Source organism: Bradyrhizobium iriomotense, from assembly GCF_018129405.1.
Classification (GTDB): Bacteria; Pseudomonadota; Alphaproteobacteria; order Rhizobiales; family Xanthobacteraceae; genus Bradyrhizobium; species Bradyrhizobium iriomotense_B.
Genome location: NZ_JAFCLP010000033.1, coordinates 38643 through 60377 on the forward strand (window position 1 = coordinate 38643; position 21735 = coordinate 60377).

The window sequence follows — 21735 nt, forward strand, 5'->3', positions numbered from 1 at the left end:
TGCACGAGAAAATGGACCAGTACTACTTCGTGTGGATCCGCGGCCTCGACGGGCGCCCGAAGCCCCAGATTTGGGCAGCGGATCAATTCGAAGGACCTGGATGGAAATTTCGGCACGTCATCGCCCGGCGCGTTCTCGATGCGGGGGAACGCGGAATGGGTGTAGATCGCCTTGCAAAGCTATTCCCAGCGCCACCTGGTCAGGATTGACTGCGCCTAAAGCGCGATGAGATTTGGATGAATCGTCATCGCGCTTTAGGTTGTTGTTTACGCATGATCTTTCCGGAAAACCGCTTCGCACTTTTCCGGATCATGCTCTAGGCTCTCGGCTCGATAGGACTGCCGGCCACCAATATCGACTTGCGCGGGCGCCCAATGATCAAGCGCCGCGCGACTTCGCGTGCGATCGGATCATGGATTGGTCGGTGCGTGTTGCACTTTCCAAGTCTTCCAGGCGCCCTCGTGCTTCTCGTAGAGCTCCAGCCAGCGCCGCTCGCCGGCGGCGGACCAGATTTCGCGGCCGTCGGGCGCGGCCTGGCCATCCGCCGGATCCAGCACCAGCTTGCTGTCGAGCCGCTCGAATTCGAATGTTTCCTCGCACGTCAGGCCGATCAGAACACGCCGGCCTGCCGCATCGACAAAATATCGCCGGTGAGCGTTGTTCGTCGGCCTAGTCATGGCAGCCCCCAATCATGCCGAGACGGCGGTGGCGAAGCTGCCACAGTCCCGCGCTTTCGCCAGCGGAATGACAAGGGACCAGCCACACCATCGATCGTTCAAGGTTGCATTTCCTCAGAATGCACGCCATCCTCTCGCCGGAGATGCACTCTGTGGCGACAGCGCCGGATCGTAAGGCTGGTAGAGCGGATGACGCACCCTGCGCCTGCGCGATCGCCACGCGCGCGTCGCATAGCCTCCAGCAAAGCCCGCGAGAATCGAGAGCAGGATCGCAGCCACCATCATTCTGATTTCTTTCAGTTGCCGAGCGTGTTGTCTTCGCGACGCAGCATTCTCAGCTTCGAGTTGTGTCGACATCATGATGGGCGTCGCTGATTTTGTCGTCAGAGCGGGGTGTTTTTTTGGCAGCACGATGCACGCGAACTAATCGTTTCGCCTGCATCAGCCGAAGAACCAGAGAAACAGTCTCACCAGCAACAGCGTGATGAAATAGACCCAGCCTGCCATCGCGATCAGCGCGACGCTGAAAAACGCACCTTCGAATACTCGTTCTCTCAGCTTGGTGAGAGGGAACGCCGCGCGCGCTTTCTGAAGCATCTCGGTCTTCTGAACGGTCCGTTGTTGGTGGCGCAATCATAGCCGGGCGAATTGGACGATCTCGTGACGATTCACCTGAGGGTAGCGCAATGCTGCTCGTCGCAATCGGCGCCGTGTGCCCGCGCCGCAACTGCCCGATCCCAAATCGTGTTGTGACGATTACATTGGTTGTGGGATCGATCGTGATTCGCTCGTGTTGATGGTCACGGGTTTGACGCGCGGCGTGCGCAGAACGATTCCAAATTTTGCGCGGCGCCGACCGCCACGGTGCCGAGACCGCCGTCCATCCTTGCCGCCATCGCTGCCAGTCGCGTTGTGCACCGAAGCGATCTCTGCGGACCCCGAGTGGATCTGGTCTGGACAATGACACATGGCCTGCACGGCGCATCCGTCATCCAATGAACGTTCGGGCCGGACGTCGAGGCAGCACTTGGTGGCAGAACATCCTCGACCAACATCGGAGATGCGCGCGGATCGATCTCGGCTGATGAAAAATGCCCGTGGTTATACGGAGCGGACGCGCATCGATTCATGCCGGTAAGGTTGAGCGGTTAGCTTAATTCGCGTTGTTTGTTGCGAAGTCCCTCCCATCGCTTATCCATCTACGCACCGGGCTCCCCCAAGGCCCGGCCCACCCAAGCAAGGCCGTCGAGCGAACATGGTCCGCTTGGCGGCTTTGTCGTTATTTCAACGAGAGGATCATTTCGGTTATGGCGCGCAAGCCCTGGTCGTTCAAGGAGGACCGCCGGCTCATGGAGTTGGCGAAGTCTTCGACTTCGCTGGAAGAGGCGGCGAGAGTGCTAGGGCGTTCGCCCGACGCTATCAAACGCATGGCCCTGAGGCTCGGCCTGTCATTGAAATCGAAGGGTACGAAGAAGGGTTGAGGGCACCGGGCCTGATCTTGCCCAGGCCGGAGCGGCGGCGCGATTGCGTCGACGCAGGTTTCGGGCATACGAGCACTATCGATGCGGCGCCTTCGGCAAAACCAAGAGCCACGCACGCCGTTTGAACGGCGGTTCAAACACGCGGCACCGTTGGAATATATCTACGGGTGGCCCAACCTCCGTTCGGAACCTTAACGATATTCCCGGCTTTCGGAAGCGTTGCTCCGATCGAATGACTATGATGCTGCCAATGCGTCAAAACCATCTCATTGCAGTTGCTGCCATCTGCCTTGCACTCATCGTCTACGCCACGCTCGTCAAGCTTGCCGGCAGGCCGGCGCTCGTCGGACACGCTCAAGCCTATTGGGTGGTGGTCATCGAGCGATTCAGCGCCTACGGCCTGCTGGGCTTTCTTCTCTCTTTCCTGCTGCCGGGCCGCATCAGGCTGGCCTGCGCTTTCGTGATTGCCGTCGCCGTCGCGCTCGAGGTTTTCCAGGCGATGACGCCCGACCGTGATCCCCGTCTTATCGATGTGCTGCAAAAAGCCGCCGGCGGCGCCTTCGGCGTCATTCTCGCCCAGACGATTCTGGCTTTCCTGCCGAGGCCGCCGTCCTAGTGCCTGCGCGGGCTAGGTCCTGCCGGTCAGCGGAGCCACGCGAGGCGAACGCATGCGCTCGACCCATGAGCCGAGCCGATCACGCACGGGCTGATCGACAAATTTCGTCGCAACATACGCAGCGCCGAGGCAGGTGATCACCTCCAGAACGATCGAAAAGGCGAGTGCCGTTCTGCCAAGGGCGAGAGTGTCCTGAAAATAGAAGAAGACGCGCGTGATCGGGTAGTGCACCGCGTACAGCGGATAGGAAAGCTCGCCAACGAAACTGCAGGCCCGCCTCCAGCCCGGCGGCACGGCTGTCCCGGCGCTCCCCCATATCAAGAGCGGGAATATGACAAGAATACATGCAACATCATAGACCGGATGCTGGGGAAGAGGTGCGAACAGCACACCAATCAAGACCGCGACGGAGGTGATGGCCGTCGTACCGCTGACGGTTGACGCCGTTCCGATCCTCGACATGAAGACACCGGCGAAAAATGAAAAGCCGACACGGAGAAAACCTGCGGCGATTTCTCCGGTTCTTGCACCCAATTCGAGATCGCCCTGTTCGAGCGAAACCACGACCAGACCGACCGCGAAGAGAACCACAAGGATCGAAAGCACCGGTATGCGCAGCCACCGAAACGCGAAACAGTATGCGGCATTTGCCACCACTTCATAGAAGAGAGACCAAAGCGGCCCATCGAACGGAAAGATGGATGCGGTCAGGGGCATTCGACCAAAGGGCAAAAGGAGCAAACCGAACGCCAGCACCACGGCCATCTGGCTCAGGTCCAGCGCATGCCCCCTCAGGAGGCTGCCAGTCGAAACAACTGCGCCGACAAAGGTGCCCAGAACGATCATCGGCCAAAGGCGGACGAAACGCAGCAGCAGAAATTCCAGCTTGAACGACGGATCTTCCAAGCGCGCGCCGTATGCACGATCGATGACAAAGCCGCTCAGCAGGAAGAAAAAGTCAACGGCAACATACGCGTGACTTGCCATGCCCGCGATCTGAAGGGATCCGGCAATATGATAAAGCAGCACGGCAAAGGATGCGATAGCGCGATAAGCATCAAGAATCGGATAGTGCCGGGTTCCCCGAGGTATCATTGCTCACACGCTATTCGGAAACACGTAAATAACATTCGCAATATATTGGAAATTGAGAATCAGCCAAGAGTAAACCTTGGCCACGGTGTCCCGCGCAGTGGACAGCAAAGCGGCAGATCGGAGAAAGGCCGAGCCGGGACGAGCTTTTCGACGGACCGCTGATCAATGCGCTCGCTCTTCGCCCAACGGCGCCGCGCTGTTGTCCGCGCCATTCACGCCGGGATGGCGGCCACGGTGCGTTTCGTTCGATGACCAGAATATGGGCAGGGGCGATCAGCTCGCCACCCGCAAATGGCGGAACCCTCACCCGCGCCCTGCATTGTTTCCGAAAGGAATGCAGGAAGCGGAGTCATGACAAACTCTTTCCTGATCTCGATATCGATGTTCGGCATCAACATCCTGTTCGTGGTCGCGAGGCTGTGGGTCACGAGATCCGAGGGCTGGCGGCCACGTGATGCCGGCGCGTGCCGGCTCGGCGCCATTCGCGTGATATCCCGATTGCATCGCCACGTTTGAGGTCATGCCGAAGAGCAACGACACCGTTCTGGTGGCCTGACCGCATCGCTGGCCTGAATTCGGACAGGCTGCCGAATGTGTCGCCCGAACATGTCCCAACGCGAACCGCGAGGATGAAATCCCTCGCCGGAACGCCGTCGCCTTAACGATGTTCATTGCTTTCGAAGGCGGCCGGCTGGCGGCCAGGCTATGCTGGCATCATGCGCCGCAACCATCTCATTGCAGCCGCGGGCATCTGCCTCGCGTTCATCGTCTATGCCACGCTGGCAAAGCTCGCGGGCAGGCCGGCGCTCGTGGGCCACGCGGAGGCCTACTGGGTCGTCGTCATCGAGCGCTTCAGCGCCTACGGGCTGCTGGGCTTCCTGCTGTCTTTCCTGCTGCCGGGGCGCGTCAAGCTGGCCTGTGCCTTCGTAATCGCGGTGGCGGCCGGGCTCGAAGTGCTGCAGGCCGTGACGCCGGATCGCGATCCCGGGTTCCTCGACGTGCTGCAAAAGGCCGCCGGCGGCACCGTCGGCGTCCTTTTGGCCCAGACCATCCTGGCTTTCCTGCCGCGGTCGCCGTCCTAGAGGTGGCGCGGCGGACTTACGCCACTCCGCGCCTGGGGCTCTCCTGCTCGGTCGCGAGAACGCCGGACATCTGCCGATGGGTCTCGCGCAGCGCCGCGATCGCATCGTCGAGCGCGAAGTCGGCTTCGCGAACGGTCTCGAAGAATCGAGCCATCAATGCGGGGTTCAGCTTGACGCGAGTGTTCCCGTCGCGGCTCTTGCGGCGGTCGAGCGACAGATGCATCGCCTGCAGCCGTGCCTTGGCAGCGCTGCAGCCGGTGAGTGTCGCGAGTTCGTCATATGTCATCCAGATCTGAGGCATGTCCCTGTCCGCCTTTTGTTATGGGCCTCAACCTAGAGGTCACCTCTAAAAGCAGGGTTGCTGCAGTGCAGTCTCGCGATGTTTTCGCGACAACAGCGTCAATGCAAAGCTAAAACGCCGGCTTCAGGACAGGGGAGTCTTGGTCGGCGTGAACACGGGGCGTGGCCGGGTCCGGTTGTCGAGGCCCTTCGGCAGCTTGTCGGCGTTGAGCTTCACCACCGCGCATCGGGCGTCTGAGGCTGGCACATCCTCTTGGCTGTAGATCAGCGTCGCCTCGAACTGCACGTCGGGTGCTTCCCTGGCCGTTCCCGTGCAAGTCGCCAGCAGGCCGTTGCATACACCCGAGAGGTCGACCTCGACCCGGTCCGGCCCGAACACGTTCGGCGGACCATCGGAGTGCCGGTTCACGGTCAAGACCGCCGAGAAGCGCTTCTCATCGACACGATACGAGCCGCCATAGGTGAAGAAGCTGTCGCTGCCCGAAATCCGGCCGTCGGTGAGGTCCACCTGGCCGGTGCCCTGACCACGCGGGGTCCTGAACCAGGCTGCATACTTGCCGTCTCTCAACATACGGAATTTCTCGCCGTGAAATTGACGAGGTATTTGCAACCAACTCTGGGGCGCGACAATGACCAAACCGCCGGCGCTAACGGCAAGGTTAACGCCCTCGAAACCCGATCCGTCGAATTGCTGCCGAGGCGTGCGGCGACGGCGCGGAGATCAAAACAATTCTATGCCGTCATCCGCCGCCTCGACCGCCTCGACGCGCCGCGTGGCGGCGATCGACGCAAGCCCGAGCGTCTGCAAAAATTCGCGGTGGACGTCCCGCTCGCGCTCCATCGTGTAGCACGCGAAGAGATCGTCGAGCATGGCCTCGTCCTGCGCTTGGGGCTGCGGACGCTGCGCGCCCGAACTCGCGGTCTCGAGGCGTGTCGCAACAGCAGGCAAGGCCGCGGAGCCCTCGCCAAGCGTGGTCATCAGGCCCTGCGCCGAATTCATCAGGCCTTCGAATTCGGCGCCCTCGTCGACGAGCCGGCTCATCAGCTTGTCGAGCCGTTCGTTGCCCGCCTCGACCTCGCGCAGCGCCTGGAGGATCTGCGGCTCGAGCTTGGCAAGCTGCGTGGGATCGCCCTGCACGCGCAACTCCTTCAGTTCCCTGGCCGAACGCTCGATACCGTCGAGCACGGGTCTCAACCGCGCCGCTCCCGCCGAGACCTGGTCCGCGGTCGCCTTGAGCTCGTTGGCGATCACGACGAAGGCGCTGCCGCGGCTGCCGAGATGGCTTGCCTTGAGGCCGGCATTCATCCCGATCAGGGTGATGTCGACGGTGGCCTCGGCAAGGCCCGATATCGCCTGCCGAAACTTCGCCAGCGTGTCCTCGACGATCGCGAGAGCGTCGTCGACCGCACGGCCGGCGCCCTCGCAAGTGGAGATCAACGTCGAGGCATGCGCCAGCGTCTGCTTGATGCGGGCCAGGAACGACGACGAGCCGCCATCCTCGGCACCGAACAGCGTGCGGCCATGGCCAACGACGCTGCCGGCATCGTGCAGGATCGCCGTCAGCGCCCGGACGATCTGGCCAATGTCGCCGCCGAACTCGCGCTGGGCGTCCCTGAGCAGGGCCGCCTGCAACTGGCAGATCGTGCGCGCGCCATCGCCACTCGCAACCGGTTCGGGTACGAGGCTCGGCGAAGACCCGGACGCAAGGCCGAGGCCGTGACAGACGTGCTCGAGGCGCTGGCGCGTACTGTCGCCGGCCTGAAGCGAGATGATCGCGCTACCGACCGCCTCGGCGATCTTCCTGGTGCTGGCGCCAGCGAAGTCGGCGAGATGGCTGCTCTTGCTGCGCTGGTCGCGCAGCCCGCCATACGCTGCGCCGAGCTCGGCGCTCTCCGATACCAGCTGATTCCGGTAGCGGCTCTCGAACTCCTTCTGCCGGCCGGAGGCGGTGGCGACGGCTTCCGACAGACGTTGCTGGTCCTTCGCGCAGCCCTCGAGCGAGCGCTGTACGGCCTTGCCGAGATCGTAGGCTTCCTGCGTGAAGGCGAGAAAGCCCTCGCGGTCGCCCTCGAGCGAGGCCGCCTCGATCCGCGCACTGCGCGCGATGATGGTGATCATCTGGATGTGCTTGAACAACGGCTTCAGCAGCGAGGACGCCTCTGCGGTGCTCGCGCCGATCGTCGCAAGCAGGGCGCTCTCGGCCGGCAGCGCCTGCGCAAGCTCGCTGAGCCGGGCGGCGATCTCCTGCAACGCGGTCGCCGCACCCTCGATCTCGGCGCCCGAGAGTTCGCCGGAGAGCGTCGCGAGGCCCTGGTTCAGCTCCTTGAAGATGATGTGGCCGCGGCCGAGCTCGTGACCGACCCGCGCGAAGACGTCCTCGATGCGCGACGAGACATCCTCGATCGCGGCGATCGCCTCGGTGAACGTATTGGGTGGAATGGCGGACATCGCGCTCAACCTGCCATCACGGCATGTCCGGCCTGGTACCAGGCCATGATCTCGCGCGGGATATTGTGCAGCGAGACGACCTTCTCGACGCCGCCATGCGCGATCGCTTCCTTGGGCATGCCGAACACCACGCAGCTCTCTTCGTCCTGCGCCCGCGTCGAGGCACCGAGCTTGCGCATCTCCAGCATGCCGCGCGCGCCGTCGTCGCCCATGCCGGTCATGATGACGCCGAGGGCATTGGCGCCGGCATGCTGGGCCGCCGAGCGGAACAGCACGTCGACAGAGGGGCGATGCCGCGACACCGGCGGGCCGTCCTTGATCGCGATCTGGTAACGCAGGCCGATGCGCTGGAGCAGCATGTGGCGGGCACCCGGCCCGATATAGGCACAGCCCGGCAGCACCTGCTCGCCGTCCTCGGCCTCCTTGACCCGGATCTGGCAGACGCTGTCGAGGCGCCTGGCAAACGCCGCGGTGAAGCCGGCCGGCATATGCTGGACGATGAGAAGCGGCGGACAATGCGGCGGCAGCATCTCGAGGACGTCGTTGAGCGCTTCGGTGCCGCCCGTCGAGGCGCCGATGCACACGATGCGTTCCGTCGTCGGCCGGGCCTTGCCCTGCACCGGCGGCGGGATGATGGCGTCGGCCGTCAGCTTCTTCTCGATCACCCGGCGCGCCGAGCGCGGACGGACCCGCGCACGCGCTGCCGATTTGACCGCCTCGCGCAGCCGGGTGGAGCATTCGAGCAGGGCCTGGCGCGTGTCGATCTTCGGCTTCGGCACGATGTCGACCGCGCCCGCCTCGAACGCCTCGAACATCACGTTGGAGCCCTCTTCGGTTAGCGAGGAGCAGATGATCACCGGGATCGGACGTTGCGCCATGATCTTGCGCAGGAACGTCATGCCGTCCATGCGCGGCATTTCGAGATCGAGAATGATGACGTGGGGCAGCTCCTTCTCGAGGCGGCGGGCCGCGACGAAGGGATCGGAGGCGGTCGCCATCACCTCGATATCAGGGTCTTCACAAAGGATCGTCTGAAGGATTTGGCGCACCGACGCCGAATCGTCCACGATCAGCACGCGAACTTTCTCCCTCGGCATTGTGGTTGCGCTCCGGCTAGACCTGGAAAATGGTTGGCTGAACTTGCTTCAAGCCCGGCACTGCACTGTGGATCATCGATTCCGAATGTCCGACCAGCAGATAGCCGCCCGGCCGCAAATGGTTGCACAATTGCTGGATCACCTTGCGCTGCGTCTCGCGCTCGAAATAGATCAGGACGTTGCGGCAGAAGATGATGTCGACGTCGCGATCGACGGGATAGGATACATCCATGAGGTTCATCCGCATGAAATGCGTCATGCGCCGCAACTCCGGCACAACCCGCACCTCGCCGCGCGACCTATCCCGCGACGACAGGAAGTATCGTTTCACGAAATTCTCAGGCACCGGCGCAAGCACATCGCGGGTGTAGATCGCGGTCTTGGCGAGACGCAGCACGGCCGTCGAAATGTCGGTCCCGAGGATGCGGTACTGGAAGCGCGACCCGTTCCGCGTCATGTCGTCCAGCACCATCGCGGTCGTGTAGGCTTCCATGCCGGTTGAGCTCGCCGAGCTCCAGATCTTCAGGTTCGCGTTCCTGCGGCCATGCGATTTGAGCAAGGCGGGAACGGCGACGTCCCGCATGAAGGTGAAGTGCTGGGGCTCGCGGAAGAAGTCGGTCTTGTTGGTCGTCACCACATCGATCAGATGGGTGAGCTCGGTGTCGAAATGGTCGGCCTCGAACAGGTTGTCGACATATTCGTTGAGGTCGGAAAAATTCAGCGCGCGCACGCGCTTGTGCAGTCGCCCTTCCAGCATCAGCCGCTTGCCCTGCGGCAGCTTGATGCCGACCTGGCCCTCGATCAATTCGGCGATGGTCCGGAAGTGTCGGTCCGACAGATGCACAGCCGTATCCTGCACGGCGGGCATCATGGCCGCATGCCCCGGTCCGGGATGGCCGCCTGCACTGAATGTCGGGCCGTAGGGGCCATCTTGAAACCTACACGTTTACGCAATGACTGAAGACAGATCGGCCCCCAATGGGGGCCGATCCCACAAAGAAACTCAGCGCTGAAACTCGGCGTCGCGGTCATCCTCGCCGTCGTTCATGTCGAAGGCGAAGCCGCCGCCGCCGGCAGCCTTCACTGCGCGCACGGGCCTCGCCATCGGTTTCTTGGCCGGACGCTCGGCCGCCGCCATCGTCGCCGCCTTGGCGCGCAACTGAGTGACCGCGCGGTCGATCGGCGCGGCCTGGCCCTTTCCACCCTGCTCGATCCGGAAATAGGCGATGGTCGACTGGAGCTGCTCGGCCTGGGAGGCGAGCTCCTCCGACGTCGAGGACACCTGCTCGGAGGCGCTGGCGTTCTGTTGGCCGACCTTGTCGAGCTGCTGGATCGCCTGGTTGATCTGCGCCGAGCCGACGTCCTGCTCGCGGCAAGCCGCCGTGATTTCCTCGACCAGCTCCGCGGTCTTCTTGATGTCAGGAACGAGCTTGGCAAGCATGGCGCCGGCCTCCTGCGCCACCTTGACGGTGTCCGCCGAGAGCGTGCCGATCTCGGCCGCGGCCGCCTGGCTGCGCTCGGCAAGCTTGCGCACCTCGGAAGCGACGACCGCAAAGCCCTTGCCGTGCTCGCCGGCGCGCGCGGCCTCGACCGCCGCGTTGAGCGCGAGCAGGTCGGTCTGCCGTGCGATCTCCTGCACGATGGTGATCTTCTCGGCGATGGTCTGCATCGCATTCACGGCACGCCCGACGGCTGCACCGCTGGCCTCGGCATCCTTGGCGGACTGTGCGGCGATCTTCTCGGTCTGGTTGGCGTTGTCGGCGTTCTGCTTCACGTTCGAGGCCATCTCTTCCATCGAGGAGGAGGCCTCTTCGGCGGACGAAGCCTGCTCGGTTGCGCCCTGCGAGAGCTGCTCGGCGCTGGCGGAGAGCTCCTGGCTGCCGGCGGAGACGTTCTGCGCCGCAGTCAGCGCTTCCGACACGATCTGACGAAGCTTCTCCACCATTCGCTCGAGCGCGAGGCCGAGCGTGTCCTTGTCCGACAGCGGCTTGGCTTCGACCATGAGATTGCCCTGCGCAATCTCGTTGGCGATGGCCGCGGTGGCATTCAGGTTCACCGTCATCGCGTTCAACGACTTGATGAGGTCGCCGATCTCGTCGTTGCTCGAGGACGCGATCTTGCGGCTGAGATCGCCGATCGCGACCGCGTCGGCGAGGCCGACGGCCTGGGCCAACGCCCGGCTGATGTTCATCGCAATCCAGGTCGCGGCAACGGCAGCGATCAGCAGCGAGGCGATGACCAGGCTCAACAGCAGTAGCTCTGCACGCGAGCCGTCCTGCCTGGCCTGTTCGGCCTGCTCAGCCATGTTCTTCTTGACGTTCTTGATGTAGGTGTCGGCCGCTTCCAGCGTATCAGCGACGACCTTGCGGCCGTCATGCATGGACCGGTCCAGCGCCTTCGGCTTGTCGGTCTTGGCGAGCCTGACCGTCTCGTCCTGATAGGCGTTCAGCTTGGCGAACGCCACATTGAAGCCTTCCATCAGCTTCTTGCCGCCTTCGCTGGCCGCGGCGTAGATCTCGTCCTTGGATTTGACGATCGCTTCGCGGTTCTTGGCGAGGTCGGCGACGAACTGGTCATACTCAGCGTCGGACGCTGCCAGGATCGAGTTCTTCTCGGCGCGCACGAGGAAGAGAATGCTTTCCTTCAGCTCGGCGGCTTTCTCCATGCGACCCGCACGGGCGACGAGAACTTCGGCGGTGCCGACCATGTCGGCCAGCTTCATGTAGCCGACCGCACCGGCGATCATGGAGAGCAGGATGACCACGCCGAAGGCGCTGGCAAGCTTGGCTTTGACGGTGAATCTCATGTCAGTCTCGTTGGTTCGAATTGGGGTGCTTACGCTTGACCACGCTTCACTCTTGCAAACTCAGGCGGCGCGAGGCGCATCGGCGCCGGCATCGCGTCCATCCGGAATCCTGTCGTTCGCCATCAGCTTGGCGAGATCGAAGATGACGACGAATTTTTCGCCCTTGCGACCGATGCCGGCGGCGTAGTCGGACTGCCACGTCCCGCCGACCTCGGGGATCGGCTCGATCGCCTGCTCGTCGATGTCGGTAACCTCGAACACGCAGTCGGCGACGAAGCCGACGCCGACCAGGCGGTCCTTCATCGGCACGTCGAGGATGATGATGCGGGTCGCCTCGGTCGCCGCGACGCTGGGCAGGCCGAGCTTGGTCCGGAGGTCGACGATCGGATAGCCGCTGCCACGCACGTCGATCATGCCGAGCAGGAAGTTCGGCGCGTGCGGAAGCCGCGAGATCGGCCGCATGTCCAGGATTTCGCGGACGTTGCGGATGCTGATGCCGAACGTCTCGCCGGCGAGCCCGAGCGTCAGATATTGCGAGGTTGCGGCCATGATGCAGTCCAGGGTCCGAAGGTTTTAAAAACGAGCACGGTCCGGCGCGAGGCCGGACCGGTTAATCAGCGTTGGAACTCGGCGTCGCGGTCGTCTTCACCGTCATGCATGTCGAAGGCAAAACCGCCGCCGCCCGCGACTTTCACCGCACGTGCCGGTTTGCGGACAGGCGCGGGCTTCCTCGCATTGCGATCCGCTGCCGCCATGTGCGCCGCCTTGACGCGGAGCTGGGTGACGGCGCGATCGATCGGCGCGGGGGCGGCGCTCTCGCTACGCCCGGTATGTTCGGTGCGGAAGAACGAGATGGTCGACTGGAGCTGCTCGGCCTGCGAAGCGAGCTCCTCCGAGGTCGAGGAGACCTGCTCGGATGCGCTGGCGTTCTGCTGGCCGACCTTGTCGAGCTGCTGGATGGCCTGGTTGATCTGCGCCGAGCCGACGTCCTGCTCGCGGCAGGCTGCAGTGATTTCCTGGACCAGTGCGGCGGTTTTCTTGATGTCGGGCACGAGCTTGGACAGCATGTGGCCCGCTTCCTGCGCCACCTTCACGCTCTCCGTCGACAGCGTGCCGATGTCGGCAGCAGCGGCCTGGCTGCGCTCGGCGAGCTTGCGCACTTCGGAAGCGACCACCGCAAACCCCTTGCCGTGCTCGCCGGCGCGCGCGGCCTCGACCGCCGCGTTGAGCGCGAGCAGGTCGGTCTGGCGGGCGATTTCCTGCACGATCGTGATCTTTTCGGCAATGGTCTGCATCGCCTCGACGGCGCGGCCGACAGCCACGCCGCTGGCCTCGGCATCCTTGGCCGACTGCGCCGCGATCTTCTCGGTCTGGTTGGCGTTGTCGGCGTTCTGCTTCACGTTCGAGGCCATCTCCTCCATCGAGGACGAGGCCTCTTCCGCGGATGAGGCCTGCTCGGTCGCCCCCTGCGAGAGCTGCTCGGCGCTGGCGGACAATTCCTGGCTGCCGGCGGAGACGTTGCTGGCCGCGGTGAGTGCTTCCTCGACGACCTGCCGAAGCTTCTCGACCATCAGGTTCAGCGATTTGACGAGGTCACCGATCTCGTCATTGCTGGAGACGTTGATGGTCTGGCTGAGATCGCCGCTCGCCACCGCGCCGGCAAGGCCGACCGCACGGCCGAGGCCACGGGCAATACTCATCGAAATCCAGATCGCGGCAATCAGACCGATCGCAAGCGAGGCCAGCACGGCCGAGATCAGCATCATGTGGGCCCGGTTGCCGTCCTCATGAGCCCGGGCAGCCTGATCGGCCATGTTCTTCTTGACGTTGCTGACATAGGCGTTAGCGGCTTCCATGGCTTCGCCGACGGCCTTGCGGACTTCGGTCATCGAGCGCTCGGCGGCCTTCGCCTTGTCGGTCCGGGCCGTCTTGAGGGCGTCGTCCTGAACAGCATTCATCCGGACGTAGGCGGCGCCGAAATTCTCAATCAGCTTCCTGCCCTCGGCGGAGGCCGCGGCATGGATCTCCTCTTTCAACTTCAGCAGCGTCTCGCGCTGCTTGGCGATCTCGGCGGTGAAGCGATCGGCCTCGCTATCGGGCGCGAGCAGGAGGTTCTTCTCGGCACGGACCTGGAGCAGGATTCCCTTCTCGATTTCCGCCGCACGGTCCATGCGGCCCGCGCGCGACACCAGGCTGTCCGCCGTGTCGATCATCTCGCTCAGCTTCACATAAGCGAGGCCGCCCGCCGCCATCGAAAGCAGCAGGACGACGCCGAACGCGCTGGCAAGTTTTGCCTTGACCGTAAATCTCATTTCCAGCCCCTACCCCAGTCTCGCCCGAGACCTCATTTCAATTCAGGATGCGTTCCATGTTGGGAACGATGACGAACTCTTCACGCCATTTGGCGATGAAGCGAATGAACTCCGGCTTCCAGTGCATGCCGACGCGCGGCGTCTGCTGCACGTCGGTCTGCGATATCTCCGTGACCTCGTAGACCTTGTCCGCGGTGACCCCGACCAGCACCGGTTCGCCGTCGAGATCGAGCTCGATGACGACGATGCGCGTGTCGGCCGAATTGTCGAGCTGCGGCATGCCGAAGCGAATGCGCAAATCCGCGAGCGGGATGACGTTGCCGCGCACGTTGATCACGCTGGGAACGAAGGCCCGCGCGCCGGCGACCTTGGTCACCGGGACGGGATCGATGATCTCGCGCACGAGGCCGGCGTCGAGCGCGAACTTCTCCTCGCCGAGCCCGATCATCACGACCTGCATCGCGCCCGTCTGATGCTCTCCGGCCAAACCTTCGTTCATCACGCCGCCTCGCTGATGTGCTGCTTCTCGACCTTCGACTGAGCCAGCGTGACGAGCTGGGCGACATCGAGGATCAGCGCCGCCGTGCCGTCACCGAGAATCGTCGCACCCGAGAAGATCGTGACGTCGGAATGCAGCTTGGAGAGCGACTTGATCACGGTCTGGTGGTTGCCGATGATCTGGTCGGCGACGAGGCCGACGCGGGTCTCTCCGGTCGAGATGATGATCGTCTTCTGGTGCTTGTCGGGCGCACCGGAGGCCGTCAGAAGCTCGCGCAGGCGCAGGAACGGGACCAGGTTGCCGCGCACGTTGAGGAAGTTGCGGCCGCGCGAGCGCTCGTCCTCGGCAGTCAGCTCGACGCATTCCTCCACCGCCGACAGCGGAATGATGTAGCGGCCTTCGCCGACGCGGATCAGGAGCCCTTCGATGATCGCCAGCGTCAGCGGCAGGCGCAATGTCACGGTCGTGCCCTGGCCCGGCCTGGTCGACAGGTCGATCGAGCCCCGCATGTTCTCGATGGTGCGCTTGACCACGTCCATGCCGACGCCGCGGCCCGACAGCGCCGAGATGGTCTGCGCGGTCGAGAACCCCGGGTGGAACAGGAACTGGTGAATTTCGTGGTCGCTCAGCACGGCGCCGGCCGCGATCAGGCCCTGTTCTTCCGCCTTGGCACGGATGCGCGCGGTGTTGAGGCCGCCGCCATTGTCCTTCACCGTGACGAGCACCTGCGCGCCGGAATGAACGGCGGCGAGCTCGATCCGGCCCTGCTCGGTCTTGCCGTTGGCAGCGCGCGTCGCGGTGTCCTCGATGCCGTGGTCGATGGCGTTGCGGATCAGGTGGACCAGCGGATCGGCCAGGCACTCGATCATGGTCTTGTCGAGTTCGGTATCCTCGCCCGAGGTGACGAATTCGACCGGCTTCGACAGATCCCGCGAGAGATCGTGCACCAGGCGGCGGAAGCGGCCGAACAGCGAGCCGATCGGCACCATGCGGGCGCCCATCGTGGTGTCGCGCAAGGACGAAGCGAGGCGCTCGATCTCCTCGGCGATCATCTTGATCGAGAGATCGGAGCCGGAGGCGGCGAGCTGGCTCAGCCGCGCCTGGGCAATGACGAGCTCGCCGACCCGGTCCATCAGCTCGTCGAGGCGCTCGGCCTGGACGCGGACGGTGGCGATGCCGCGCTCTTCGCGCTTGGCCTCGGCCTTCGGCTCCGGCCTGGCTTCGGATTTCGGCTCCGCCTTCGCGACAGGCTGCTCGGCGACCGGCGCGGCAGCAACCTCGACCACCGGCGCAACCATCTCGGCCATGGGCGCCGGCTCCTCGTCGAGGAGCTGGAACAGCGGCGCCGGGGCAGGCGCTTCGACCTGCGCGAGCGGCAACAGCGTCAGCTTCATCTCGTCCTGGACGAACATGAAGACGTCGTCGATCGCGTCCTTGTCGCAGGCCGCGTGCAGCTTGACGTCCCACTTCAGATAGCAGTCTTCTGGCTCCATCTCGTCGAGAAACGGGATGCCGTCGGTGACCGGCACGACGAAGCAGGGGCCGAGCTTGCAGAGATCCTCCAGCAGGTCGAGCGGGTTGGAGCCGTTGCGCAGGATGTGGGATTCGAATTCGAGATAAAGATGCCAGCCGGCCTGCTTGCTCTCAGCTGGCGGCGCTTCCGCGATCGCCGCGGCCGGAGCTGCGGGCTGATCCGCCGACACGAAGCGCCGGAGGTCGTCGAGGATGGCTTCGCCGATGATATCGTCGGTCGACTGGGGATCCTCGATCAGCGCGCGGATGTAATCCTTGGCGGCGAGCGCGACCGAGATCAGCTCCTGCGTCGGCTTGATCTCGCCCTTGCGGACGCGATCGAACGCGGTCTCGAATTCGTGGGTGAAGGAGGCGACCTTGTCGAAGCCGAACATCGCGCCCGAACCCTTGATCGTATGCAGGGCGCGGAAGGCGGAATCGACCAGTTCGCGGTCGTCGGGACGCTGGCCGAGATCGAGCAGAGCCCCTTCCAGGACCTCGAACAGCTCGCTGGCTTCCTGGCGGAAGACCTCGGTCGGGTCCATCGCGCTCATGCGCGCACCAGCTTGCCGACGACGGCGAGCAATTGCTCCGGCTTGAACGGCTTCGTGATCCAGCCGGTGGCGCCGGCGCTCTTGGCTTCCTGCTTCACCGCATCGTTGGATTCGGTGGTCAGGAACACGATGGGCATGCCGACCGCGCTCGGCAGCTTGCGCAGCGCCCGGATCAGCTCGAGCCCGTTCATGACGGGCATGTTGAGGTCGGTGATGACCAGGTCGAGCTTGCCGGCCTGGGCCTTGGCGAGCCCTTGCGCGCCGTCACCGGCCTCGATCACGTTGTGACCGGCCGGCTCGAGCACGACCTTGATCATCTGCCGAATGCTGGGGGAATCGTCGACCGTGAGAATCGTGGCCATTAGGTGCCATCTTTCTTTTGCGGGAAATGCTGATCGATCATCGCATCGCTGGCGAAGCCGGCGCGGCGAAGGGTGTTGCGCAGAGACTGGGAGAATGAGGTGAGCACCACCGGGCGGCCCTGGGCCTCGCCCGTCTTGGCGGTCGACAGCAGAAGCTGGATCGAGGTCACGTCGGCCTTGTCGACGCTGGAGCAATCGATCTCGAGCCGGTCCTGCCGGCCAAAAACCTCGCGGATCAGGTCATAGACACTGCGGATCGCAGCGATGCTGCAGTCTGCAGGCAGCCGTAGGGACCACTTCGGCTCAGTGACATCAGACGACATTCGTCCCCCAAAATTTCCGGGGACTCACTGCACGCATGGCGCGAATCCCGCGCGACGACTATTCGGTATGGAGAGTGTGCAAACCCCTAATGGATACCTCCGTACAACTACGGGTCACAATTCGAAAAACTTCGCGTACGCATGCAGACGTGCATGGCCCGATCAAATCTCATGCGCCGCGCGCAGTCATGAGGCAGCTTGCCGCCGGTGAATCGTTTGCTTCGCGTTAAATCGCAAAGGCTAGTTGTTGAGCTCATGCCTCGCCTTCCGAACAAGCCCGGCCGCCGATGCTGACCCAAGCGCTTCTGGTTGACGACAGCCGCTCCGTCCTCAACTTCCTGAAACGGCACATCGAGGCCGAAGGTCTGGTCGAGGCCACCACCTTCCTCGATCCCGTGGACGCGCTGGTCTGCGCACGCGAACGCGTCTTCGACCTCGTGCTGGTCGACTACGAGATGCCGCATATGGACGGCATCAGCTTCATCCGCACGCTCCGCACCCTCCCCGGCTGCGCCGACATCCCGATCGCGATGATCACGTCCCGGCAGACCGACGACGTGAAGATGGAAGCGCTGCAGGCTGGTGCAACCGATTTCCTGCCCAAGGCGCCGCACAGCGTCGAGATGACCGTGCGCCTGCGGAATTTGATTCAGCTTGGTGCAGCCGTGCGCAAGCTCAATGACCGCGCCGCGCATCTGGCCAGCGAAGTCGCAGCCGCAACACGAAAGCTCGGCGAGCGCGAGGAGGAGATCATCCTGCGGCTCGCGCTCGCGGTCGAGTACCGCGACAATGACACCGGCGAGCACACGCTGCGGGTCGCCCGCTACAGCCGCATCATCGCCGAGCAGCTGGGCCTGCCGGCCCGGCTCTGCCGCGATATCTATCTCGCCGCGCCCCTGCACGACGTCGGCAAGGTCGCCATTCCCGATAACATTCTGCTCAAGCCCGGCAAACTGACCGACGACGAGCTGGCGGTGATCCGCACCCACGCCAGGATCGGCGAACGGATCCTGGCGGACTCCAGCTGCGAGCTGATCCAGCTCGGCGCACAAATTGCAGCAGGTCATCACGAGCGCTGGGACGGCACGGGCTATCCGAACGGCCTCAAGACGGACGAGATCCCGGTTGCCGCGCGCGTGGTCGCGGTCGCCGACGTGTTCGACGCGCTGACGACGCGGCGGCCGTATAAGGAGCCGATGCCGCTCGACGTGGCGCGCAACTACCTGATCGAGAACGCTGGACGTCAGTTCGATCCCACCTGCGTCGAGGCCTTTCTGTCGCGCTGGGACGAGGTCGTGAAGATCGCCGCTGGCCAGCACGCGACGCCATTTCAGAAGACCGAGGCCGCGCTCGTGCCCATAATAGAGAGCGCCGCGGAGAGCCGTCCCACTGAAAACCGTCCGGCCGCGGCCGTCCCGGCCGGCTGACATTATCCATGCCGGCAACCGCTTGCCGCGGCTCTGTTTTCTCCGGTCGCCGGGTTGAACCTGTTCCTGCTAAGGTGGCACCAAGAATAAAGAGTGATTCTGGTCACACTTGCCTGGGCGCGCCGCTGCTAAGCATCGAACCAGGACAGGGACCGGTCACACATCGGTCGAATTGGATGAGAATTCCCATGAGAAGTCTGATCGGCGCCATTGTCGGCGCGTTCTGTGTTGCGACTCCCGCTTTGGCGGAGACCCCGGCTGCGATCGTCGAGGATGTGCAAGGCAAGGTCGACGGTATCGCCTTCATGGATTACGTGGCGCCGGGCAAGATCATCAAGCTCGGCCCGAAGGCGAGCATCACGCTCAGCTATCTCAAGTCGTGCCAGCGCGAGACCATCAGCGAGGGCGTCGTGCTGGTCGGCGCCGAGCAGAGCACCGTGCAGCTCGGCGAGGTGAAGCGGGAAAAGGTGCCCTGCGACACCAATGCGGCAAAACTGTCCGAGCGCGAGGCCAACCAGAGTGCCGCGACCACCTTCCGCACGATGCGCTCGGATGCCAAGGGCACCCCGTCCAAGCTGCCGACGCTCTACGGCACAGCCCCGCTGGTGCAGGCCAAGAGCGGCAGCACGCTGGTGATCGAGCGCACCGACGGCAAGGAACCCACGATCACCGTGCCGTTGAAGAATGAGGTCATGGTCGGCGGCAAGTTCTATGACTTCGCCAAGGCCGGGAAGTCGCTGACGCCGGGCGGCAGCTATCTCGCCATCCTCGGCGCCAAGCGCTACGCCTTCCAGGTCGACGCCAGCGCCACGTCATCGCCGACGCCGATCGTCGGTCGCCTGCTGCGGCTCGAATAGGCGGCTCCGCGAAGGCGCGATGCGGCGGATCGGCAGGCGGGACATCGTTGCGGCGATCCTGATCGCGCTCCTTGCGGGCGCGGTCTTCACGTCACCTCCGCTTCAGACCCTGCAAGGTCTCTCCCTCGACATCCTCACGGCGCTGCGCGGCAAGATCATTGGCGATCGCCGTGATCCCGCGACGTCGCCGGTCGTCGTGGTGGCGATCGACGGGGAGACCTACGACACCCCGCCCTTCAAGGGATCGCCGACGCAGACCTGGACGCGCGAGATCGGCCGCGTACTCGGCAGTATCACCGAGGGCGGCGCCAAGGTGATCGGCTTCGACGTCATCTTTCCGAGCTCGATCGAGCAGTCCGAGATTCCCTTCGGCGAAGCGCCGCTCGGCACGCGCATGAAGGGCTTTGACCGGGACTACCTCATCGCGCTGCGGCAGCTCTCCGACAGCGGCAAGCTGGTGCTCGGCGAAATCCTGAGCAACGACCATCCGGACAGGCCCTACCGCGCGCAGCAGTTGGCGGTGAAGAACAATATCCGCGCTCTCAACGTCCATACCGACCCCGACGACGTGATCCGGCGGATGCCGCTGAGCTTCTCCATCGACGGCAAGCCCGTTCCGGCGATGGCCGTCGAGCTCGCCGCGCGGGCGCTCGGCGCCAGGCCCGAGACCGGCCCAGCCGGCGCGATGGAGTTGTCCGGCCATGCGATTCCGAGCGCGGTGCCCAACACCCTGACGCTCAACTTCCGCGGCCTGGGCCGCGACGTCCCGGCCTATTCATTCGCCGACCTGCACGCCTGCGCTGACAAGGGCGACCGCGATTTCTTCCGCCGCGCCTTCGAGGGCAAGGTCGTGCTGCTCGGCACCATCCTCAATTTCGAGGACCGCAAGCTCACCTCGATGCGCTTGTCCGGCGGCTATGACGGCTCGCCCGCGCCACGATGCGCCCTGCCCGCCCCCGCCGGCGCGAAGCAGAAGGTCCGCAGCGACGTTGCAGGCGTGTTCGTGCATGCCACGATGGTCCGAAACCTGATCGAGCACGACGCCGTGACCGAGCTCGGCTTTCCCATGCGGACCATTCTCACGATTATCCTGGCAACGATCATCGCCTGTGCAGCCTGCATTCTCGCGCCTGGCGGCGCGCTGATCGCCTGGCTCGGCCTTACTGCCGTTTACACGGCCGTAGCCGTCGGTGCGTTCGTGCATGCGCTGGCGCTTCCCTTGACCGAACCCGCGCTGGCAAGCCTCGCTGCCCTCGCAATGATGATTGGCTATCGCTTCGTGCTGGCCGATCGCGACGAGCGTTTCCTGCGCAAGAGTTTTGCGCTTTATCTCGCGCCCGAGGTGATCGAGACCATGATCGCCTCCGGCAAGATGCCGGCGCTCGGCGGCGAAACGCGCAACGTCACCATGTTCTTCTCCGACCTCAGCGGCTTTTCCTCGATCGCGGAGACGATGACACCGGGCGAACTGGTCACGCTGATGAACGAATATCTCTCCGCCATGACCGACATCATCGAGGGCCATGGCGGCTACGTCGACAAATATATCGGCGATTCCATCGTCGCCATGTTCGGCGCCCCCGCCGACGATCCTGCCCATGCGCGCAACGCCGTCCGCGCGGCGCTGAAATGTCATGAGAAGCTGGCGGAGCTCAATGCCGGCAACCCCGCCTTCGCCGGCCACGGCCTGTCGCACCGCATCGGGCTCAACAGCGGCGAAGCCGTGGTCGGCAATATCGGCTCCCGCCGCCGCTTCAACTACACCGTGATGAGCGACACCGTGAACGTCGCCTCGCGGCTCGAAGGCGCCAACAAATATTACGGCACCGCGATCATGGCATCGGAAGCGACGGTCGCGCAGACCGGCGACACTTTCGCCTGGCGAGAGCTGGACGCGATCAGGGTGATGGGCCGCGGCGAGGCGATCAGGGTGTTCGAGCCGCTGGCGGAGAAGGGCGAGCAGAGCGACCAGCAGGCCAAGTTGGCCGCGTCGTATGCCGAAGGGCTGGCCTGCTGGCGGGCAAGGGATTTTGCGAAGGCGGCTGATGCGTTCGGGCGAGCGGCGGAGAGCGACCCAGCGTCGGCGCTGTTCGCGAAGCGTGCGAAAGTGCTTGCGGCAAATCCACCGTCGTCGGATTGGACGCCGGTCAACACGCTGGAAGGGAAGTAGCGACGTCAACCGCGGGCGTGCTTCCCCTCTCCCCTTGTGGCAGGGGTGTCCGGGGAAGTTATGCATAGCAGAACTCGATCTGGCCCGGAACACGGCTGGTTTTTGGTTTGGTCGGA

21 protein-coding genes are annotated in these 21735 nt (G+C 64.1%); 6 read left to right on the forward strand and 15 right to left on the reverse strand.

The annotated features are described in order from the left end of the window. Positions 1–410 precede the first annotated feature (410 nt). Together JQ592_RS36575 and JQ592_RS36580 are read right to left on the reverse strand one after the other, a co-directional pair. Complete coding sequence (locus JQ592_RS36575; RefSeq protein WP_211407558.1) at positions 411–677, reverse strand: hypothetical protein; 267 nt, start codon at positions 675–677, stop codon at positions 411–413. A 441-nt stretch (positions 678–1118) separates the two neighbouring features. After that, on the reverse strand, positions 1119–1274 hold the full coding sequence (locus tag JQ592_RS36580) for a hypothetical protein (RefSeq protein WP_211407559.1): 156 nt from the start codon (positions 1272–1274) through the stop codon (positions 1119–1121). A gap of 1134 nt (positions 1275–2408) precedes the next feature. On the opposite strand from JQ592_RS36580, the gene JQ592_RS36585 reads away from it, so the two are divergent. Continuing rightward, positions 2409–2774 (forward strand): VanZ family protein, encoded by a 366-nt coding sequence (locus tag JQ592_RS36585; protein WP_211407560.1) that lies wholly within the window; start codon positions 2409–2411, stop codon positions 2772–2774. Between the two features lie 12 nt (positions 2775–2786). On the opposite strand, the gene JQ592_RS36590 is transcribed toward JQ592_RS36585, so the two are convergent. Further along, a complete protein-coding gene (locus tag JQ592_RS36590) occupies positions 2787–3869 on the reverse strand; it encodes an acyltransferase family protein (protein WP_283816234.1) in 1083 nt (360 codons plus the stop codon). A gap of 351 nt (positions 3870–4220) precedes the next feature. Here JQ592_RS36590 and JQ592_RS36595 point away from each other — a divergent pair, with 351 nt between their 5' ends. Beyond that, positions 4221–4385 (forward strand): hypothetical protein, encoded by a 165-nt coding sequence (locus tag JQ592_RS36595; RefSeq protein WP_211407562.1) that lies wholly within the window; start codon positions 4221–4223, stop codon positions 4383–4385. Positions 4386–4585: 200 nt separating this feature from the next. Beyond that, positions 4586–4951, forward strand: coding sequence for a VanZ family protein (locus JQ592_RS36600; RefSeq protein ID WP_211407579.1), 366 nt, complete (start codon positions 4586–4588; stop codon positions 4949–4951). A 16-nt stretch (positions 4952–4967) separates the two neighbouring features. On the opposite strand, the gene JQ592_RS36605 is transcribed toward JQ592_RS36600, so the two are convergent. The 12 genes from JQ592_RS36605 to JQ592_RS36660 all read right to left on the reverse strand — a co-directional run bounded on the left by JQ592_RS36605 (position 4968) and on the right by JQ592_RS36660 (position 17165). Further along, positions 4968–5252 carry a hypothetical protein gene (locus JQ592_RS36605; protein ID WP_211407563.1) on the reverse strand — a complete coding sequence of 95 codons (285 nt, stop codon included), beginning with the start codon at positions 5250–5252 and terminating at the stop codon, positions 4968–4970. A 123-nt stretch (positions 5253–5375) separates the two neighbouring features. Further along, the gene (locus tag JQ592_RS36610; RefSeq protein WP_211407564.1) at positions 5376–5822 is read right to left on the reverse strand and encodes a hypothetical protein; all 447 of its coding nucleotides are present in this window, start codon (positions 5820–5822) and stop codon (positions 5376–5378) included. A 150-nt stretch (positions 5823–5972) separates the two neighbouring features. Next, complete coding sequence (locus tag JQ592_RS36615; RefSeq protein WP_211407565.1) at positions 5973–7700, reverse strand: chemotaxis protein; 1728 nt, start codon at positions 7698–7700, stop codon at positions 5973–5975. Positions 7701–7705: 5 nt separating this feature from the next. Next, positions 7706–8797 (reverse strand): protein-glutamate methylesterase/protein-glutamine glutaminase, encoded by a 1092-nt coding sequence (locus JQ592_RS36620; RefSeq protein ID WP_211407566.1) that lies wholly within the window; start codon positions 8795–8797, stop codon positions 7706–7708. A 16-nt stretch (positions 8798–8813) separates the two neighbouring features. Beyond that, positions 8814–9668, reverse strand: coding sequence for a CheR family methyltransferase (locus JQ592_RS36625; protein ID WP_211407567.1), 855 nt, complete (start codon positions 9666–9668; stop codon positions 8814–8816). A 132-nt stretch (positions 9669–9800) separates the two neighbouring features. Continuing rightward, positions 9801–11603, reverse strand: coding sequence for a methyl-accepting chemotaxis protein (locus tag JQ592_RS36630; RefSeq protein ID WP_211407568.1), 1803 nt, complete (start codon positions 11601–11603; stop codon positions 9801–9803). A 60-nt stretch (positions 11604–11663) separates the two neighbouring features. After that, positions 11664–12152 carry a chemotaxis protein CheW gene (locus JQ592_RS36635; protein WP_211407569.1) on the reverse strand — a complete coding sequence of 163 codons (489 nt, stop codon included), beginning with the start codon at positions 12150–12152 and terminating at the stop codon, positions 11664–11666. Between the two features lie 65 nt (positions 12153–12217). Then, positions 12218–13915, reverse strand: coding sequence for a methyl-accepting chemotaxis protein (locus JQ592_RS36640; RefSeq protein ID WP_211407570.1), 1698 nt, complete (start codon positions 13913–13915; stop codon positions 12218–12220). A gap of 37 nt (positions 13916–13952) precedes the next feature. After that, positions 13953–14414, reverse strand: a complete 462-nt coding sequence (locus JQ592_RS36645) for a chemotaxis protein CheW (RefSeq protein WP_211407571.1) — start codon at positions 14412–14414, stop codon at positions 13953–13955. Beyond that, positions 14414–16480, reverse strand: a complete 2067-nt coding sequence (locus JQ592_RS36650; protein ID WP_211407572.1) for a chemotaxis protein CheA — start codon at positions 16478–16480, stop codon at positions 14414–14416. The genes JQ592_RS36645 and JQ592_RS36650 overlap by 1 nt, the downstream gene beginning before the upstream one ends. Beyond that, positions 16477–16842: a response regulator gene (locus tag JQ592_RS36655; RefSeq protein WP_027562191.1), complete on the reverse strand. Its 366-nt coding sequence runs from the start codon at positions 16840–16842 to the stop codon at positions 16477–16479. The genes JQ592_RS36650 and JQ592_RS36655 overlap by 4 nt, the downstream gene beginning before the upstream one ends. After that, positions 16842–17165, reverse strand: a complete 324-nt coding sequence (locus JQ592_RS36660; RefSeq protein ID WP_211407573.1) for an STAS domain-containing protein — start codon at positions 17163–17165, stop codon at positions 16842–16844. The genes JQ592_RS36655 and JQ592_RS36660 overlap by 1 nt, the downstream gene beginning before the upstream one ends. Positions 17166–17452: 287 nt before the next feature. Here JQ592_RS36660 and JQ592_RS36665 point away from each other — a divergent pair, with 287 nt between their 5' ends. From JQ592_RS36665 to JQ592_RS36675, 3 genes are all read left to right on the forward strand, one after another. Next, on the forward strand, positions 17453–18592 hold the full coding sequence (locus tag JQ592_RS36665; protein WP_211407574.1) for an HD domain-containing phosphohydrolase: 1140 nt from the start codon (positions 17453–17455) through the stop codon (positions 18590–18592). Between the two features lie 188 nt (positions 18593–18780). Beyond that, positions 18781–19449, forward strand: coding sequence for a hypothetical protein (locus tag JQ592_RS36670; protein WP_211407575.1), 669 nt, complete (start codon positions 18781–18783; stop codon positions 19447–19449). A 19-nt stretch (positions 19450–19468) separates the two neighbouring features. After that, positions 19469–21619 (forward strand): adenylate/guanylate cyclase domain-containing protein, encoded by a 2151-nt coding sequence (locus JQ592_RS36675; RefSeq protein WP_211407576.1) that lies wholly within the window; start codon positions 19469–19471, stop codon positions 21617–21619. The last annotated feature ends 116 nt before the right edge of the window (positions 21620–21735 follow it).